Annotated in this window: 17 protein-coding genes; 6 read left to right on the top strand and 11 right to left on the bottom strand. The window is 73.2% G+C overall.

The window, feature by feature from the left end; all coding sequences use genetic code 11:
* Positions 1 to 15 precede the first annotated feature (15 nt).
* A complete protein-coding gene (locus AMK26_RS26730) occupies positions 16 to 1,206 on the bottom strand; it encodes an ATP-binding protein (RefSeq protein ID WP_241838082.1) in 1,191 nt (396 codons plus the stop codon).
* The gene (locus AMK26_RS26725; RefSeq protein WP_073757321.1) at positions 1,203 to 1,862 is read right to left on the bottom strand and encodes a response regulator transcription factor; all 660 of its coding nucleotides are present in this window, start codon (positions 1,860 to 1,862) and stop codon (positions 1,203 to 1,205) included. Before AMK26_RS26725 ends, AMK26_RS26730 begins: the two co-directional genes overlap by 4 nt.
* 90 nt (positions 1,863 to 1,952) lie before the next feature.
* Here AMK26_RS26725 and AMK26_RS26720 point away from each other — a divergent pair, with 90 nt between their 5' ends.
* The 4 genes from AMK26_RS26720 to AMK26_RS26705 are packed head-to-tail and all read left to right on the top strand — an operon-like array spanning position 1,953 to position 5,357.
* Positions 1,953 to 2,423, top strand: a complete 471-nt coding sequence (locus AMK26_RS26720; protein WP_073757320.1) for a hypothetical protein — start codon at positions 1,953 to 1,955, stop codon at positions 2,421 to 2,423.
* Positions 2,420 to 3,475, top strand: a complete 1,056-nt coding sequence (locus AMK26_RS26715) for an efflux RND transporter periplasmic adaptor subunit (RefSeq protein ID WP_241838081.1) — start codon at positions 2,420 to 2,422, stop codon at positions 3,473 to 3,475. Before AMK26_RS26720 ends, AMK26_RS26715 begins: the two co-directional genes overlap by 4 nt.
* A complete protein-coding gene (locus tag AMK26_RS26710; protein ID WP_073757318.1) occupies positions 3,472 to 4,155 on the top strand; it encodes an ABC transporter ATP-binding protein in 684 nt (227 codons plus the stop codon). The genes AMK26_RS26715 and AMK26_RS26710 overlap by 4 nt, the downstream gene beginning before the upstream one ends.
* Entirely contained in the window at positions 4,155 to 5,357 is a 1,203-nt protein-coding gene (locus AMK26_RS26705) for an ABC transporter permease (protein WP_073757317.1), read from the top strand. Before AMK26_RS26710 ends, AMK26_RS26705 begins: the two co-directional genes overlap by 1 nt.
* Positions 5,358 to 5,714: 357 nt before the next feature.
* Here AMK26_RS26705 and AMK26_RS26700 read toward each other — a convergent pair whose 3' ends face one another.
* Complete coding sequence (locus AMK26_RS26700; protein WP_073757316.1) at positions 5,715 to 7,079, bottom strand: PAS domain-containing protein; 1,365 nt, start codon at positions 7,077 to 7,079, stop codon at positions 5,715 to 5,717.
* 450 nt (positions 7,080 to 7,529) lie between these two features.
* Between AMK26_RS26700 and AMK26_RS26695 the strand changes: the two genes are divergently transcribed.
* Positions 7,530 to 7,898 (top strand): hypothetical protein, encoded by a 369-nt coding sequence (locus AMK26_RS26695; RefSeq protein WP_143608634.1) that lies wholly within the window; start codon positions 7,530 to 7,532, stop codon positions 7,896 to 7,898.
* 15 nt (positions 7,899 to 7,913) lie between these two features.
* Here the strand turns inward: AMK26_RS26695 and pdxH are convergent, their stop codons facing one another.
* Positions 7,914 to 8,540: a pyridoxamine 5'-phosphate oxidase gene (gene pdxH / locus AMK26_RS26690; protein ID WP_073757314.1), complete on the bottom strand. Its 627-nt coding sequence runs from the start codon at positions 8,538 to 8,540 to the stop codon at positions 7,914 to 7,916.
* A 267-nt stretch (positions 8,541 to 8,807) separates the two neighbouring features.
* Here pdxH and AMK26_RS26685 point away from each other — a divergent pair, with 267 nt between their 5' ends.
* The gene (locus AMK26_RS26685) at positions 8,808 to 9,908 is read left to right on the top strand and encodes a citrate synthase 2 (protein ID WP_073757313.1); all 1,101 of its coding nucleotides are present in this window, start codon (positions 8,808 to 8,810) and stop codon (positions 9,906 to 9,908) included.
* Between the two features lie 68 nt (positions 9,909 to 9,976).
* On the opposite strand, the gene AMK26_RS26680 is transcribed toward AMK26_RS26685, so the two are convergent.
* From AMK26_RS26680 to AMK26_RS26650, 7 genes are read right to left on the bottom strand one after another with little or no spacing between them, the layout of a single operon-like run.
* Entirely contained in the window at positions 9,977 to 10,378 is a 402-nt protein-coding gene (locus AMK26_RS26680; RefSeq protein ID WP_073757312.1) for a PIN domain-containing protein, read from the bottom strand.
* On the bottom strand, positions 10,375 to 10,638 hold the full coding sequence (locus AMK26_RS26675) for a hypothetical protein (protein ID WP_073757311.1): 264 nt from the start codon (positions 10,636 to 10,638) through the stop codon (positions 10,375 to 10,377). The genes AMK26_RS26680 and AMK26_RS26675 overlap by 4 nt, the downstream gene beginning before the upstream one ends.
* Positions 10,639 to 10,696: 58 nt before the next feature.
* Entirely contained in the window at positions 10,697 to 11,290 is a 594-nt protein-coding gene (locus AMK26_RS26670; protein ID WP_073757310.1) for a TetR/AcrR family transcriptional regulator, read from the bottom strand.
* Entirely contained in the window at positions 11,278 to 12,015 is a 738-nt protein-coding gene (locus AMK26_RS26665; RefSeq protein ID WP_073757309.1) for an enoyl-CoA hydratase family protein, read from the bottom strand. The genes AMK26_RS26670 and AMK26_RS26665 overlap by 13 nt, the downstream gene beginning before the upstream one ends.
* Positions 12,012 to 13,589, bottom strand: coding sequence for a 4-coumarate--CoA ligase family protein (locus AMK26_RS26660; protein WP_073757308.1), 1,578 nt, complete (start codon positions 13,587 to 13,589; stop codon positions 12,012 to 12,014). Before AMK26_RS26660 ends, AMK26_RS26665 begins: the two co-directional genes overlap by 4 nt.
* Positions 13,590 to 13,604: 15 nt before the next feature.
* Positions 13,605 to 14,738: an acyl-CoA dehydrogenase family protein gene (locus AMK26_RS26655; RefSeq protein WP_073757307.1), complete on the bottom strand. Its 1,134-nt coding sequence runs from the start codon at positions 14,736 to 14,738 to the stop codon at positions 13,605 to 13,607.
* On the bottom strand, positions 14,735 to 16,666 hold the full coding sequence (locus AMK26_RS26650) for an acetyl/propionyl/methylcrotonyl-CoA carboxylase subunit alpha (protein WP_073757306.1): 1,932 nt from the start codon (positions 16,664 to 16,666) through the stop codon (positions 14,735 to 14,737). Before AMK26_RS26650 ends, AMK26_RS26655 begins: the two co-directional genes overlap by 4 nt.
* Positions 16,667 to 16,672: the final 6 nt, after the last annotated feature.

The following is a 16,672-nucleotide window of genomic DNA, read 5'->3' as shown; positions in this document are numbered from 1 at the left end:
AGGCCACTTCCGGCACTAGCGGAAGGCCACCCGGACCGTCAGGCCGCCCTCCGGGGCCCGGTTCGCCGTGGCGGTCGCCGACGCGCCGTGGGCGCGGGCGATGGAGGCGACGATCGACAGGCCGAGGCCCGCGCCCTCCCCTGGGGCGTGGCGGCGTTCCGTGAGGCGGCGGAACGGCTCGAAGAGCAGGGGGACCGTGTCCTCGGGGACGACCGGGCCCGTGTTGGACACCACGATTCCCTCCGGCCCCGTACGCAGGGACACGTGCCCGCCCGCCCGGTTGTGCCGGATCCCGTTGGCGACCAGATTGTGCACCAGCCGGTCCAGCAGGACCGCGTCGCCGGCGACCGTCAGCGGCTCGGCACGGACCGAGACCGTCACGCCCCGCTCGGCCGCCTCCCCCGCGAGGGCGTCCACGGCAGCCCGGGCGACCTCGTGGACGGCGACCGGCGCGACGTCGCCCGACAGCCCCTGGTCGGAGGCGGCCAGCAGCAACAGCCCGTCGATGATCCGCTCGCTGTCGTCCGCGACGCCGATCAGCTTCGTACGGATCCGGGCCACCCGCTCCCGGTCCGGCTCCCCCGCCAGGCCGATCTCCGCCGCCGCCCGCTGCACCGCCACCGGCGTACGCAGCTCGTGCGCCGCGTTCGCCGCGAACCGCTGCTGCGCGCCGACGAGCTGCTCCATCCGTTCCAGCATCCCGTCGAAGGTGTCCGCCAGCCGCTTCAGCTCCCCCGGCGGGCCCGCCAGCCCGATCCTTTCGTGGAGGTTCTCGCCGGACAGCCGCCGTGCCGTCTTTGTGATCACCGCGACCGGCCGCAGCACGCGCCCCGCCATCCACCACGCCACGGCCACCGAGACCACCGCGTACAGGGCGAGGACCAGCAGCGACACGGTCAGCAGGCGGCTCAGCGCGGCGTCCTCGGCCGCGTCGCTGAGCTGCCGCGTGACGGCGTAGCCGCGCGCCACCGCCCCCGGCGGCACGGGCATCGGGCTGGCCGGCACGGCCGAACGGGTCGGCAGCGGCCCGGAGGGGTCCAGCGTCGACGCCGGAACGGCCGTCGTCACCGCCGTACTGATCGAGGTGTGGAGACCCTGCCGTACGAGCAGGTAGACCACCCCCGTCAGCAGCGCGCCCGCCAGCACCAGAAGCCCGCCGTACAGCGCGGTGAGGCGGGCGCGCTCACTGCTGGGGAACAGGGTCACGAGGCGATCCGGTAGCCCGCGCCCGGCACCGTCTCCACCACCGGCGGCTCCCCCAGCTTGGCCCGCAGCTTGCTCAGGGCGACGCGTACCGCGTTGGTGCGGTAGCTGGTGTGCTCCTCCCACACCTGCTCGATCAGGTCCTCGCCGCTGAGGACCGCGCCCTCCGCGCGCAGCAGCGCCTCCAGTACGGCGAACTCCTTGCGCGACAGGTGCAGGTGCCGCCCGTCGCGGCTGGCCTGCCTCCGTGCCGTGTCCAGCACGATCCCGGCCCGCTCCAGGACCGGCGGCAGCGCGGGCCGCGCCCGGCGCCCGAGCGCCAGCACGCGCGCGAGGAGCTCGTCGTACGCGAACGGCTTGGTCAGGTAGTCGTCGGCGCCCAGGCCCAGTCCCTCCACCCGGTCCCGTACCGTCCCCGACGCGGTCAGCATCAGGATCCGGGTCAGCAGCCCCTGCCGCACCACCCGGCGGCACACGTCGTCCCCGTGCAGCCCCGGCAGGTCCCGGTCCAGCACCAGCACGTCGTACGCCCCGAACCGCAGCTTCCGCAGGGCCTCCAGGCCGTCCGACGCGACGTCGACGGCGAGCGCGTCACGGCGCAGGCCCTCCGCGATCATCTCCGCGAGGAACTCCTCGTCCTCCACCACCAGTACGCGCATGCGTCCTGTGTAACCCACAGGCACCTTTCGGCGGTGTTAACGGATCCCTTGGCAGCGGCGAAACACCCGTCCCGGGCACCCTCCACAGCCATGAGAATCCGACACTGCACAGCCCTCGCCGCCCTCGCCCTGCTCGCCGCCGCCTGCTCGGGCGCGGAGAGCGGGACCAAGAGCGAGGACGTCAGCGGCGAGGGCAAGAAGGCCGACCAGGCCCTGGAGTACCGCAAGTGCCTGCGCGAACAGGGCCTGGACGTGCCCGAGCCCGAGCCGGGGCAGGACGAGCGGGGCATCACCATCGGCGGCGACCTGAGCAAGGAACAGATGGAGAAGGCCTTCAAGGCGTGCCGTAGTAAGAGCGGCTCTTCCGGCTCCGGCGAGATCACCCAGGCCGACAAGGACAAGGCCCTGAAGTACGCGCGCTGCATGCGGGAAAACGGCGTCAACATGCCCGATCCGAAGTTCGACGGTTCGATGCAGCAGGCGCTGCCCATGCCGACGGCCGGACCGGAGAAGGAGAAGTTCGACAAGGCGATGAAGGTCTGCGGAGGCGAGACCCGGTGACCCGCCGCCGACTCGTCGTCGCGCTCGCCGTCATCGTCCTGGCGGCGGGCGGCGGGGCCGCCGTCACCGCGTACAGCGCCCCCGAGCAGAAAACCGTCCCCAAGAAGACCCCGGCCGCGACCGCCACCGTCCAGCGCGGCGACCTGAAGGACAGCAGCCGGCAGACCGGCACCCTCGGCTACGCCAAGGAACGCCGGATCAACGCCGGGCCGTCCGGCACCCTCACCTGGATCGCGGGCGCCGGCTCCACCGTCGAGCGCGACGAGCGGCTGTACGAGGTCGACGGCCGGCCCGTCCGGCTGATGTACGGCAGCGGGCCGATGTACCGGACGCTGAAGCCCGGCGACAGGGGCCGGGACGTCGAGGAGCTGGAGGAGAACCTCCGCGACCTCGGGTACGGCTCCGGGCTCGCCGTCGACGAGAAGTACACCGAGGGCACCGCCGACGCCGTCAAGCGCTGGCAGAAGTCCCACGACCTGAAGCAGACCGGCCGCACAGGCCCCGACCAGATCACCTTCGCGTCCGGTTCCGTCCGCGTGAAGGAGACCGGCGCGGCGCCCGGCGACCCGGTCGGGCCGGGCAGGCCCGTCCTCACCGTGACCGGCGCCGAACGCGTCGTACGCTTCCAGCTCCCCGTCGCCGACGGGTCCCTGGCGAAAACCGGCACCAAGGTCACGGTCGACCTCCCGGACGGCACCAGCGCGCCCGGAAAGGTGACGGGTGTCGGCAAGACCGCCAAGGCGGGCGACGACCCGCAGGACAAGACCCCGAAGATCGACATCACGGTCTCGTTCGACGACCCGGACAAGGTCAAGGCCTTCGACCAGTCACCGGTCACCGTGAACCTCACCGGCGAGACCCGCGAAGGCGTCCTGTCCGTCCCCGTCAACGCCCTCCTCGCCCTCCCCGGAGGCGGTTTCGGCGTCGAAGTCGTCGAGAACGGCCGCAGCCGGGACGTGAAGGTCGAGCTGGGCATGTTCGCCGAAGGCAGGGTCGAGGTCAGCGGCGGCGGGCTGCGCGAAGGCATGAAGGTCGGGGTGCCGTCCGTATGAGCACGGTCGTACGGCTGACCGGCGTCACCAAGGAGTACGCGGGCGGCGTCACCGCGCTCGACGGCGTCGACCTGACCATCGGGCAGGGCGAGCTGGTCGGGATCGTCGGCCCGTCCGGGTCCGGCAAGTCCACCCTGCTGCACGTCGTCGGCACGCTCGACCGGCCGACGGCGGGGCGCGTGGAGATCGCCGGGCACGATGTCGCCGCCCTGTCCGACCGGCGCCTGTCGGCGCTGCGCGCCCGGCACATCGGGTTCGTCTTCCAGGCGTTCCACCTGGTGCCGGGCGTCAGCGCCCGCGACAACGTCGCCGAAGGGCTCCTCTACTCCGGCCTGCCCCGGGCCCGCAGACGCGCCCTCGCCGCCGAGGCGCTGGCCCGCGTCGGGCTGGCCGACCGGCTGGAACACCGGCCGCACGAGCTGTCCGGCGGGCAGAAGCAGCGCGTCGCCATCGCCCGGGCCGTCGTCGGCCGCCCGGACCTCCTGCTCGCCGACGAGCCCACCGGTGCGCTCGACACGGCCTCCGGCGAGGCCGTCATGGAGCTGCTGCACGCCCTCAACGCGGAGGGCGCCACCATCGCCGTCATCACCCACGACACGGAGATCGCGGCTCGGCTCCCGCGCCAGGTACGCATCCGGGACGGCCGGATCGTCGCGGACGTACGGAAGGTGGCGGCCTGATGCCCTCTCGTACGCGCCTGAAGGCCGCCCGGCTCGGGCCCCGCGACGTCCTGCACGTCGGCGCCGCCGGGCTGCGCAGCCGGCCGGTGCGGATCGTGCTGTCCGCGCTCGGCATCGCCATCGGCATCGCCACGATGATCGCGGTCGTGGGCATCTCCGCGTCCAGCAAGGCGCAGCTGATGCGGCAGCTCGACGCGCTCGGCACCAACATTCTGGTGGCGACGCCCGGCGAGTCGATGTTCGCCGGACAGGACGTCAAGCTGCCCAAGGACGCGCCCGGCATGGTCGGCCGCATCGACGGCGTACAGCAGGTCGGCGCGACGGGCGACGTGGCCCGGTCGGTGCGCCGCTCCGAGAAGATCCCGGAGGAGGAGACGAGCGGCATCGCGGTGAAGGCCGCCACCGAGGACCTGCTGAAGGTGCTGCGCGGCTCGGTCGGCCGCGGGACGTGGCTGAACGACGCCAACGGCCGCTACCCGTCGGTGGTGCTGGGCCACGTCACCGCCCAGCGGCTCGGCATCAGCGAACCGGGGCGGCAGGTATGGCTCGGCGACCGGTACTTCACGGTCGTCGGCATCCTCGACCCGCTGCCCCTCGCCCCCGAGATCGAACGGTCCGCCCTGGTGGGCTGGGCGGCGGCGGAACGGCTGCTCGGCTTCGACGGGCACCCCACGTCGGTGTACGAGCGGTCCACGGACGCGTCGGTGGCGTCCGTGCGGTCCCTGCTGGCGTCCACGGTCGACCCGCGGAACCCGCAGAACGTCCGGGTCACCGACCCCTCGTCGGCGCTGCGCGCCAAGGCGGCGACGGAGGGCGCCTTCTCGACGCTGCTGCTCGGACTGGGCGGGATCGCGCTGTTGGTCGGCGGGGTCGGGGTGGCCAACACCATGATCATCTCCGTGCTGGAGCGGCGCCACGAGATCGGGCTGCGCCGCTCGCTGGGCGCGACGCGGGGCCAGATCCGGATCCAGTTCGTCACCGAGTCGCTGATGCTGTCGGGCCTCGGCGGCCTGGCGGGCGTGGCGCTCGGCGCGGCCGCCACGGGCGCGTACGCCGCGTCTGGCGGCCTGCCGTGGGTCGTACCGCCCTGGGCGGTCGGCGGCGGCTTCGGCGCGACGCTCGCCATCGGCACGGTGGCCGGGCTCTACCCGGCGGTGCGGGCGTCCCGCCTGTCCCCGACGCTGGCGCTGCACGCGGGGTAGGCGGTCCGTTCGCCGTACGGCGGCCGGGGCGGGGCCGTGCAGGGTCGCCCGGCTGGCGGCGCCGGGTGGGCTCGCGTGCCGGGGCCCGAGGCCGCCGGCCTCGAGGAGGTGAGCCCGGAGGGGCCCCGCCCCCACCCACCGGGGGTAGCCGCCGCTCGGGCACCGCGCCTGGGGGCACCGGGAACAGGCACCGCCCCGTGGGGCACCGAGAAAGGGCGCCGCCCCGGTTCCGTTGTGCCCACCCGTTCCGCCCTGCGGAACGACTGCCCACAACGTAGCGGGAGCGGGACCCCGACGGCGGGGCGGCTGCCCACACCGGGCGCGGGGCGGGGCCCGCAGCGGCGGGGGCGGTGGGGGTTACCCCGCCAGGTCGATCGCCGCCGCCACCCGGACCGCGACGCTCTCCGCGTACAGCGCGTCCGGGCGCTCGAAGGCGGGGCGGCTGCCCGAGCGGAGGAAGGTCACGACGCCGAGCGTCCGGCCACGGCTGCGGAGCACCGCGCACAGGGCGTGGGCCGCGTCCCCGGGCCACTGGCGGTCGGCCGCCCACGACTCCGAGGACGCGCTCGCCCGTACCGAACCGGCCCGCTCCACCGCCTGCATCGCGGGGTGCCGCGCCGCGTACCGCACCGGGATGCCCGCGCCCGCCAGGCGGGCCACCGGGCCCGGCGCGCCGGGCGGGGAGGCGGCCGCCCGGACGAGCCGGTCGCCCTGGAACAGGTCCACCACCACGTGGTCGGCGAACCCGGCCAGCGCGAAGTCCAGGTAGGTGACCGCCGCCTCCATCGGGTCCTCGCACTCCGCGGCGGCGTTGCCCGCCCGGTGCAGCTGGCTGGACCGGAACCGCAGCCGGTCGGCCTCCTGTTCCGCCAGCTTCGCGTCCGTCACGTCCTGGAACAGCCAGCCGACGCCCAGCGGCACCGGCTCCTCCGCGAGCGGCGACGCCAGCCGCAGGAACCCACTGCGCCAGCAGCGCCGCCGCTCGCCCTCCGGCGTCCGGAGCGTCACCCACAGTTCGACCAGCGCCCTGGGCGCGCCCTCCGCCAGGACGTGGTGCAGGGCGCCCTCCAGTTCCTCCACACCCTGGACGACCAGTTCGCCGAGCGGCCGCCCGAGCAGCGTCGTACGGCCGCAGCCCAGCGCCCGCGCGGCGTGGGCGTTCACGATGGTCGGCCGGAGGTCCACGTCGACCAGGACGACGCCCCAGGACGCGTCCTCGAACAGGGCCTCGCTCAGCGCGATCGACCGCTCCAGGTCGATCTGGGCGTGCACCTCGCTGAACGCGCAGTACACGCCGGCGGGCCGGCCGTCCGCGCCCCGCACCCCGGCCGACTGCGTCCGCACGAGCACCCGTCCGCCGTCCTTGCGCAGGAGGGCGAATTCGTTGACCTGGCGGCCGGGCGCGTCCATGACGGCCATCAGGCGCCGGTGTACGTCGTCGGCGTCCGCGCTGCGCACGGCCCACCCGGCGAACCCGCGCCGTCCGACGGCCTCCTCGGCGCTCCACCCGAGGATCCGCTCGGCCTCGCGGTTCCAGTGGGTGATCGTCCCGTCCGCGTCGAACGCGCACAGCGCGGCGTCCATCCCGTCGAGCAGCGCGGCGAGCAGATCCGCCCCGGCCTCGACCCGGTCGTCCGGCCCGCCGACCCGGCCGGACCCGGCGGCCCGGTCGGGCTCGTCGGGTCCCAGAGCACTGGTGGTCTCGCTCCTGGACGCACTCATCCCGGCACCCCCTGCAGGACGTGTCCACACGTGCAGCTGCACGCCCGGTCATTCAACTGGAACGTGACTCAGAACACACCCCGTTCCCGGAAATCGACCCGGCCCAAAAACCGGTTGTCGGGCGCGGGAGCCGTTCCTAGGGTGTGGGGCACACGAAGAAAGGAGGTGATCCGGAAGTGGTTTCTTTTCGGATGCGTGAGGTGACTGCGGGCTGAGGCCTGCCGTCGCACTCTGTGCAATGCCGGCAGGCCTCCTGCCGCAATCCAAGCAGTCACCGACCCGCGGGCTCGCCGGCACATCCGGCCGGCCTCTCCGTCAGGAGAGCCAGAGCCCGCGGGTTTCTGCTTGCCGCGTGACCGTGGCCTGAGTACGTACGCGTGCGTACGCGTGTGCGGCTCTGAGTACCTGGGACGATGTCCGCCGCGCCCGGCGGCGGCCACGATGGCCGGCATGAACGCAACCGACTCGGCCAAGGCCGGGACAGAGGCAGAGACAAAGACCGCTCCTCGGCCGCACGACCCCTTCGCGCCCAGCACCGGGGCCGTACGCGTCTTCGCCGGGATCGGGCTGCTGCTGCTCGCGGTCACGTTCGTCGGCACGCTCGCCATCGTGCTGCACCAGGCGTTCGGGGGCGACGGGGCGAGCGGCCCCATGACGGAACTCGCCATGTGGTCGCTGGGCCTGTCCGGCCTCGTGGGGCTGTGGGCGCTGTGCCTGCCCCGTGACGCGGTGGACCACGGTGTGCGGTGCGGGGCGGTGGTCGTCCAGTACGCACTGGCGGTGGCGGGACCGCTGCTGGCCTCCGTCGACCTCTCCTGAGGCTCGCCCCGGGCCCTACGGCGCCAGCCGCTCGACCCGCCACGCCTCTCCGTCCCGTACATACCGCAGCCGGTCGTGCAGCCGGTTCTCGTGGCCCTGCCAGAACTCGACCGTGTCCGGGGCGACCCGGAAGCCGCCCCAGTGGGGCGGGACCGGGACCTGCTCGCCCTCCGGGTAGCGGGCCGCGAGCTCCTCGTACCGGGCGAGCAGCTCGGCCCGGGAGGCGATCACCGACGACTGCTCGCTCGCCCAGGCGCCGAGCTGGGAGCCGTGCGGGCGGGTACGGAAGTAGGCGGCCGTCTCGTCGCGCCCGACGCGGGTCGCCGTGCCGGTGACGAGGACCTGGCGGGCGACCGGGTGCCAGGGGAAGAGGAGCGAGACGTACGGGTTGGAGTCCAGCTCCGAGCCCTTGCGGGAGCCGTAGTTGGTGAAGAAGACGAAGCCCCGCTCGTCGTAGTGCTTCAGCAGCACGGTCCGCGACGAGGGCCGGCCGCCGGGCGTCGCCGTCGAGACGATCATGGCGTTCGGCTCGACGACCGCGGCGCTGTCGGCCGCCTCCTTGAACCAGCGCGCGAACTGCTCCATGGGGTCGGCCGCGAGGTCCGCCTCCAGGAACTCGGCGGTGCGGTACTGCTCGCGCATGTCGGCGGGATCGAGAGCTGAGGGGTCCAGAGCGTCTGTCACAAGGCCATCCTGCCGTAGCACCCCAGTTTGCCCGGCACCGCGTGCCACTAATCCTCCCTGACCGGTTCGGCGGAGTGTGCCGGATGTCACGCTTCCCCGCATCGGGGGAACCCGACAGACTCATGCGCTGGGTCACTGTTCCCTCCCTACGACGGTGAGGATGACCACCAGCCTTACGGGGCATCACCGCACCACCGGAAGACACACCTCACGAGGAGCCGCCTGATGTCCGACTTCGTACCCGGACTCGAAGGAGTCGTCGCGTTCGAGACGGAGATCGCCGAACCGGACAAGGAAGGCGGCGCGCTCCGGTACCGCGGCGTCGACATCGAGGACCTGGTGGGTCAGGTCTCCTTCGGCAACGTGTGGGGCCTGCTGGTCGACGGGGCGTTCAACCCGGGTCTGCCGCCCGCCGAGCCGTTCCCGATCCCGGTGCACTCCGGTGACATCCGCGTCGACGTGCAGTCCGCGCTCGCCATGCTCGCGCCCGTGTGGGGCCTGAAACCGCTGCTCGACATCGACGAGGAGCAGGCCCGTGACGACCTCGCGCGGGCGGCGGTCATGGCGCTGTCCTACGTCGCCCAGTCGGCGCGCGGGCAGGGCCTGCCGATGGTCCCGCAGAGCGAGATCGACAAGGCGCAGTCGGTCGTCGAGCGGTTCATGATCCGCTGGCGCGGCGAGCCGGACCCCAAGCACGTCAAGGCCGTCGACGCGTACTGGACGTCCGCCGCCGAGCACGGCATGAACGCCTCGACCTTCACCGCCCGCGTCATCGCCTCCACGGGCGCGGACGTGGCGGCCGCCCTGTCGGGCGCCGTCGGCGCCATGTCGGGCCCGCTGCACGGCGGGGCGCCGTCCCGCGTCCTCGGCATGATCGAGGAGATCGAGCGCACCGGTGACGCCGGCGCGTACGTCCGCCAGGCCCTGGACAAGGGCGAGCGCCTGATGGGCTTCGGTCACCGCGTCTACCGCGCCGAGGACCCGCGCGCCCGCGTCCTGCGCCGCACCGCCAAGGAGCTGGGCGCACCGCGCTTCGAGGTGGCGGAGGCGCTGGAGAAGGCCGCCCTGGAGGAGCTGCACGCCCGCCGCCCGGACCGGGTCCTGGCGACGAACGTCGAGTTCTGGGCGGCGATCGTGCTGGACTTCGCGGAGGTCCCGGCGCACATGTTCACGTCCATGTTCACCTGCGCCCGCACGGCCGGCTGGTCGGCCCACATCCTGGAGCAGAAGCGCACCGGCCGCCTGGTGCGGCCCTCGGCCCGTTACGTGGGGCCGGGTTCCCGCAGCCCGCGCGAGATCGCCGGGTACGAGGACATCGCCGGCTGACCGGCCGTACGTACGGGAACGGCGCCGACCCCTGCGCGGGGCGGCGCCGTTCGCATTCGTGCGCGTCGTCAGAGGCTGACGAGCTGGACTCGATCACCGCAGAGGCGGGACATGTCGTCGATGTCCGAGGTGAGCATGAAGACAGGCCCCGGCTGGCGCAGCGCCATCTCGGCGACGGTCGCGTCGATGGCGTACTTGTGGCCGTGCAGCCCGGTGTCCTTGAGCAGCCGCGCTGCGGCCTTGGCGGACTGCTCGGTGACGGGTTCGACCTTCACCCGCGACAGCAACCACTGAAGCCGAGGAAGGTTCACCCCGTCGTACATCACCTCGACGATGGTGTTGGCGCAGACCACAAGCCTGGCGCCCACGTCGTAGAAGACCTGGATCTTCGATGTGACCTTCCGGTCCCGTGTGATCCAAGCCGACAGGCCCTCCGAGTCCAGGACGACGGAACTGATGTGGTCGCTCAAGCTGCCCTCGCCGAGTCCTGGTCCTGGCCTGTGTCCATGCCGAGCGCCCCGAAGATCTCGGCGCGTGCCTCAGCGAGTTCCTCCTCGGTGAAGGCTCCGTACTCTTCCTGATAGAGCCGCAGTTCCTCCCCCAGCAGGTCGTGCCGTATCCGTTCGGCCACGGCCTCGGCCACGAATCCGGACACGTTGTCCGTCGACTTCTTCAGAATCTCCACCAGAGCGGTGGGGAGAGTCACCGTGATACGCGTCGTCTCGGCCATGCGACAAGCCTACCGCCGGCACGCATACCCCGATATGCACTTTCGGGTGAACTCTCGGTCAGCCCAGCACCTCGTCCAGCACCGCCCCCCACTGCGCCACCACCCGCTCCCGGCGCGTCCGGTCGTCGGTCAGCAGGTTCGCCAGGCCCAGGCCCCGCGCCATGTCCAGCAGGCCCTGGACCGTCTCGCGCACGCCCGGGCGGGTCTCGTCGGCGCCCAGCAGCTCGACCGCGATGCGGTGGGTCTCGCGGCCGACCCGCGCCTCCAGCTCCGTCACCCGGGGCCGCAGCTGCTCCTCGTTGGAGGCCGCCACCCACAGGTGCAGCGCCGCCCGGAACAGCGGGCCGGTGTACAGGTCGACCAGGGCGGCGACGACCGCCGCGCGCCCCTGGACGGGCAGGGCGCGCAGCGCCTGGGAGCGCTCCTCGGCGACGTACTCGACCGCCGCCGTGAACAGGTCCTCCCGCGTCGGGAAGTGGTGCTGCGCCGCGCCCCGCGAGACACCGGCCCGTTCGGCGACGACGGAGACCGTCGAGCCCGCCCAGCCGTGTTCCGCGAGGCACGCCACGGCCGCTGCCAGCAGCCGCTGCCGGGTGGCGCGGCTGCGGTCCTGCTTCGGCGCCTTGGTCACCGAGGAGGTCACAACACCCATACGGGGTCCCGTCGTTCGAGGAAGGCCGTCATCCCCTCGCGTGCCTCCGCCGAGGCGAAGAGCGAGGCCGAGCGCTGTACGAGATCCTCCGCGTCACGCTCGAACATCTCCAGCACCCTAGCCGTGACCAGCCTCTTGGCCTCCGCCAGCCCCTGCGGGGACGCCTTGCGCAGCCCGTCCAGTACGGGGGCGAGGGCGGCGTCCACCTCGTCCCCGACCACCGTCACCAGCCCGATCCGGGCCGCCTCCGCCGCGCCGAACCGCTCCCCGGTCAGGTAGTAGCGGGCGGCGGCCCGTGCGTCGAGACGCGGCAGCAGCGACAGGGAGATCACCGACGGCGCCACCCCGATCCGCACCTCCGTCAGCGCGAAGTCCACACCCGTCCCCGCCGCCACGATGTCGCACGCCCCGAGAAGGCCCAGCCCACCGGCCCGTACGTGCCCGTCCACCCGGGCCACCACCGGCTTGGGCAGCTCCACGATCGCCCGCAGCAGCGCCACGAAGGTGTACGGGCTGGGCGGCGCCTTCAGGTCGGCGCCCGCGCAGAACGTGGACCCGGTGTGCGTGAGCACCACCGCCCGTACCGCCGGGTCCTTGCCGCAGCCGTCGAGCGCCTCGGCCAGCTCGCCGACCAGCCGCGCCGACAGGGCGTTGCGGTTGTCCGGGGAATCCAGCGTCAGGGTCGTGATGCCCCGCTCGTGCGCGGTGGTGACGAGACTCGTCATGCGCCTTCTCGCTCCCTCAGTTCGCGCCGGAGGATTTTCCCCGACGCCGCCCTCGGCACGCCGTCGATGAACTCGACGCGCCGGATCTTCTTGTACGGGGCGACCTTCCCTGCCACGAACGCGATGATGTCGTCGGCCGTCAGTTCGCCGGCGTCCGGCTGACGCACCACGTACGCCTTCGGGACCTCGTTGCCGTCCTCGTCGTACGCCCCGATCACCGCCGCGTCCGCGACGCCGTCATGGGTCAGCAGCAGCGCCTCCAGCTCGGCCGGGGCGACCTGGAAGCCCTTGTACTTGATCAGTTCCTTGACCCGGTCGACGACGAACAGCCACCCGTCCGCGTCGACCCGCCCGATGTCCCCGGTGTGGACCCACCCCTCGGCGTCGATCATCGCGGCGGTCGCGTCCGGCCGGCCCAGGTACCCCTTCATCACCTGTGGGCCCCGGATCGCGATCTCGCCCTCCTCGCCGGGGCCGGCGTCCTCGGCCGGGTCGTCCAGCGACAGGATCCGCATCTCGGTACCCGGCAGCAGCTTGCCCACCGCGCCCGGTGGAGGGTCCGTCGCGTCCAGCGGGACGACGTGCGTGCCGGGCGACAGCTCCGTCATCCCGTACGCCTGCCGCACCGGCGGCAGCCCGAGCCGCCGCGCGCACGCCTGCGCGAGGCGCGCGTCCAGCGGGGCGGCGGCGCTGACGACGTACTCCAGGGAGGACAGGTCGTAGCGCGCGACCGCCGGGTGCTTGGCGAGCGCCAGGACGATCGGCGGGGCGACGTACAGGGCGTTGATGCGGTGCTTCTCGATCGCGGCGAGGAACTGGTCGAGTTCGAAACGGGGCAGGACGACGACGGTGGCGCCCTGCCGCAGAGGGGCGTTCATCAGGGCGGTCAGCCCGTATATGTGGAAGAACGGGAGCACCGCGAGGATCCGGTCGCCCGGACCCATCGGGATCGCCGGCTCCAGCTGCGCCAGGTTGGTGGCGATGGAACGGTGCGTGAGCATCACGCCCTTGGGGACGCCGGTGGTGCCCGAGGAGTACGGCAGGACGGCGACGTCCTCGTCCGGGTCGATGGCGACGGCCGGTTCGGGGGCGGCCGAGCCGAGCATCTCCAGGACGGAGCGGTGCCCTTCGGCCTGGTCGCACACGAAGATCTCGGCCACGCCGCCCGCCAGTTCGGCGGCCCGCCGCGCGGCGGCGAGGAGCGGCGAGACGGTGACGATCCAGCGGGCGGAGGAGTCCCGCAGCTGCTTGGCGAACTCCTCCGGCGTGGCCAGCGGGTGGACGGTCGTGACGGCCGCTCCCGCGCGCGTCGCCCCGTAGAAGACCACCGGGTAGGCGACCGTGTTGGGGCTGTGCAGGGCCAGGACGTCACCCTTGCGCAGCCCCGCCTCGGCGAGCGCGGCGGCGACCCGCCGGTGGTACGCGTCGAGCATGCCGTACGTGAGGGTGAGGTCGCCCGCCCCGTCGACGAGGGCGACCTCGTCGGCGTACGCGGCGGCCGACCGGCCCAGTACCGCGTCGTGGATGGGGAGGGAGACGGCCGGGACGTCGGCGTACTCGCTGTGGAACACCATCACGGCTCCTACGGGTCAGTACGACTTGGGCAGGCCGAGCGATTGGTGGGACACGTAGTTCAGAATCATTTCCCGGCTTACCGGAGCGATGCGTGCCACTCGTGACGCGGTGATGAGCGACGCGAGACCGAACTCACGGGTGAGACCGTTCCCGCCGAGGGTGTGCACGGACTGGTCGACGGCCTTCACGCACGCCTCGGCGGCGGCGTACTTGGCCATGTTGGCGGCCTCACCCGCGCCGATGTCGTCGCCCGCGTCGTAGAGGTGGGCGGCCTTCTGCATCATCAGGCGGGCCAGCTCCAGCTCGATGTGGGCCTGGGCGAGGGGGTGGGCGATGGCCTGGTGGGCGCCGATGGGCGCCTGCCAGACCTGGCGGTCCTTGGCGTACGCGACGGCCTTCGTCACCGCGTACCGGCCCATGCCGAGGGCGAACGCGGCGGTCATGATGCGCTCGGGGTTGAGCCCGGCGAACAGCTGGAGCAGTCCCGCGTCCTCGTCGCCCACCAGGGCGTCGGCAGGGAGGCGTACGTCGTCGAGGGTCAGCTCGAACTGCTTCTCGTGGGCGTTCAGTTCCATGTCGATCTGCCGGCGCCCGAAGCCGGGCGCGTCACGCGGGACGACGAACAGGCAGGGCTTGAGCTTCCCGGTCCGGGCGTCTTCCGTGCGGCCCACGATGAGGGTGGCGTCGGCGATGTCGACGCCGGAGATGAAGACCTTGCGGCCGGTCAGCACCCAGCCGTCCCCGTCCCGGCGGGCCGTGGTCGTGATCCGGTGGGAGTTGGACCCCGCGTCGGGCTCGGTGATGCCGAACGCCATGGTCCGGGTGCCGTCGGCCAGGCCCGGCAGCCAGCGCCGCTTCTGCTCGTCGGTGCCGAAGCGGGCGATGACGGTGCCGCAGATGGCGGGCGAGACGACCATCATCAGCAGCGGGCAGCCCGCCGCGCCCAGCTCTTCGAGGACGATGGACAGTTCGGCCATCCCGCCGCCCCCGCCGCCGTACTCCTCGGGGAGGTTGACCCCGAGGTAGCCGAGCTTGCCGGCCTCGGCCCAGAGGGCCTCGCGGTCGTGGGCGCGTCCGTGGCGCTGCCCGAGGGCGGCGACAGCGGCGCGCAGGGCGCGGTACTCCTCGGTCTCCGGACTTCCGGTCATGCCTGTTCCTCCTGTACTTCCCGTACGACGGCGAGCAGGGCACCGACCTCGACCTGGCGGCCGGGGGCGGCGTGGAGCGCGGTGAGCGTGCCGGAGGCGGGAGCGGTGATCTTGTGCTCCATCTTCATGGCCTCCAGCCAGAGGAGCGGCTGCCCCGCCTCGACGCGGGCGCCGACCTCGACGCCGGCGACCCGGACGACGGTGCCGGGCATGGGCGCGAGCAGCGAGCCGGGCGCGGCGCGCTCGGCCGGGTCGGTGAACCGGGGGTGGGCGGCCAGCCGGTGGCCGTTCACATGGACGACGCCGTCGCCGTACGCGGCCACCTCGAAGCGCCGTACGACGCCGTCCACGTCGAGGCTCACGCACCCGGGCGAAACGGCCACCACGCGCGCGTGCGGGTGGGATTCGACGGTGAACCCGCCGCCCCGGGTGGGCCGGTACCGCACCTCGTGGTCGCCGTAGCGGGCGGTCTGCGGCTGCGACGGTACGTTGCGGAAGGCGCCGAACCGGCCGGAGCGGCGCGCGGCGGCCGCGAGGGCGGCGGCGACGGCCGCGTACGCCTCGCCGGCGAGGGGCGAGGTGAGGCCGTCCAGGTTCCGCTCGTAGAACCCGGTGTCCAGGCGCCCCGCCACGAAGTCCGGGTGCCGCAGCGACGCGACGAGCAGGTCCCGGTTGGTGACGGGCCCGTGCACCCGGGCGCGCGCCAGGGCATGGGCCAGCCTGCGGACGGCCTCGTCCCGGGTGGGCGCGTGGGCGATCACCTTGGCGAGCATGGCGTCGTAGTGGACGCCGACGGTGTCCCCGGCGGCGTACCCGGCGTCGACGCGGAGGTGGCCGCCTTCGGCGTACGCACCGTCGCTGTGGGGGTTCCCGTCCCCCACCGGGAACTCCAGCGCGTGCAGGACGCCCGTCTGCGGCGCCCAGTCCCTGGCCGGGTCCTCGGCGTACAGGCGGGCCTCCACGGCGTGACCGGAGGCGGCCGGGGGCTCGGGCGGCAGCGCGGCGCCCTCGGCGATACGAAGCTGGTGGGCGACCAGGTCCAGGCCGAAGACCGCTTCCGTGACCGGGTGTTCGACCTGGAGCCGGGTGTTCATCTCCAGGAAGTACGCCTGGTCGCCGGCGACCAGGAACTCGACCGTGCCCGCGCCGACGTACCCCACCGCCCGTGCGGCGGCCACCGCCGAGGCGTGGAGGGTTTCGCGGAGGTCCGGGCCCAGGCCGGGCGCCGGGGCCTCCTCGATGACCTTCTGGTGCCGCCGCTGGAGCGAGCAGTCGCGGGTGCCGAGCGCCCACACCGTGCCGTGGGTGTCGGCGAGGACCTGGACCTCGACGTGGCGGCCGCGCTCGACGTACGGCTCCGCGAACACCTCGCCGTCCCCGAACGCCGACCGTGCCTCGGCGGTCGCCGCCGCCAGCTCACCCGGCAGCGCGGCCAGGTCCCGCACGATCCGCATGCCCCGGCCGCCGCCGCCCGCCGCCGCCTTCAGCAGGAGAGGGAGGTCCTCGGACGTGGCCTTCGCCGGGTCCACGGGCGCCAGGAGCGGCACGCCCGCCGCCGCCATCAGCTCCTTCGCCCGCGTCTTGGACGCCATCGTCTCGATCGCCTTCGGCGGCGGGCCGATCCAGACCAGGCCCGCGTCAATGACGGTCCGCGCGAAGTCGGCGTTCTCCGACAGGAACCCGTACCCGGGGTGCACCGCGTCCGCGCCCGCCGCCAGCGCGGCCTTCACGACGAGGTCGCCGCGCAGGTACGTGTCGGAGGGCGCCGCCCCCGGCAGCCGTACCGCCGCGTCGGCCTCCCGTACGTGCAGGGCGCCCGCGTCCGGGTCGGAGTGGACGGCCACCGTGTCGATGCCGAGCGTCCGGCACGTACGGAAGACGCGGCAGGCGATCTCGGCCCGGTTGGCGACAAGGACAGAAGAGATCATGGAGTG

Origin of the sequence: Streptomyces sp. CB03234 (assembly GCF_001905885.1) — a bacterium.
GTDB lineage: Bacteria > Actinomycetota > Actinomycetes > Streptomycetales > Streptomycetaceae > Streptomyces.
This window is presented reverse-complemented; position numbering and strand designations above follow the sequence as displayed.

Excerpts from the sequence above, each read along its gene's own strand:
- AMK26_RS26655 (WP_073757307.1), bottom strand. The coding sequence starts at position 14,738 with ATGACCGGAAGTCCGGAGACCGAGGAGTACCGCGCCCTGCGCGCCGCT.
- AMK26_RS26670 (WP_073757310.1), bottom strand. The coding sequence starts at position 11,290 with ATGGGTGTTGTGACCTCCTCGGTGACCAAGGCGCCGAAGCAGGACCGC.
- AMK26_RS26705 (WP_073757317.1), top strand. The coding sequence starts at position 4,155 with ATGCCCTCTCGTACGCGCCTGAAGGCCGCCCGGCTCGGGCCCCGCGAC.
- AMK26_RS26695 (WP_143608634.1), top strand. The coding sequence starts at position 7,530 with ATGAACGCAACCGACTCGGCCAAGGCCGGGACAGAGGCAGAGACAAAG.
- AMK26_RS26675 (WP_073757311.1), bottom strand. The coding sequence starts at position 10,638 with ATGGCCGAGACGACGCGTATCACGGTGACTCTCCCCACCGCTCTGGTG.
- AMK26_RS26660 (WP_073757308.1), bottom strand. The coding sequence starts at position 13,589 with ATGGTGTTCCACAGCGAGTACGCCGACGTCCCGGCCGTCTCCCTCCCC.
- AMK26_RS26665 (WP_073757309.1), bottom strand. The coding sequence starts at position 12,015 with ATGACGAGTCTCGTCACCACCGCGCACGAGCGGGGCATCACGACCCTG.
- AMK26_RS26725 (WP_073757321.1), bottom strand. The coding sequence starts at position 1,862 with ATGCGCGTACTGGTGGTGGAGGACGAGGAGTTCCTCGCGGAGATGATC.
- AMK26_RS26700 (WP_073757316.1), bottom strand. The coding sequence starts at position 7,079 with ATGAGTGCGTCCAGGAGCGAGACCACCAGTGCTCTGGGACCCGACGAG.
- AMK26_RS26710 (WP_073757318.1), top strand. The coding sequence starts at position 3,472 with ATGAGCACGGTCGTACGGCTGACCGGCGTCACCAAGGAGTACGCGGGC.
- pdxH (WP_073757314.1), bottom strand. The coding sequence starts at position 8,540 with ATGCGCGAGCAGTACCGCACCGCCGAGTTCCTGGAGGCGGACCTCGCG.
- AMK26_RS26650 (WP_073757306.1), bottom strand. The coding sequence starts at position 16,666 with ATGATCTCTTCTGTCCTTGTCGCCAACCGGGCCGAGATCGCCTGCCGC.
- AMK26_RS26720 (WP_073757320.1), top strand. The coding sequence starts at position 1,953 with ATGAGAATCCGACACTGCACAGCCCTCGCCGCCCTCGCCCTGCTCGCC.
- AMK26_RS26685 (WP_073757313.1), top strand. The coding sequence starts at position 8,808 with ATGTCCGACTTCGTACCCGGACTCGAAGGAGTCGTCGCGTTCGAGACG.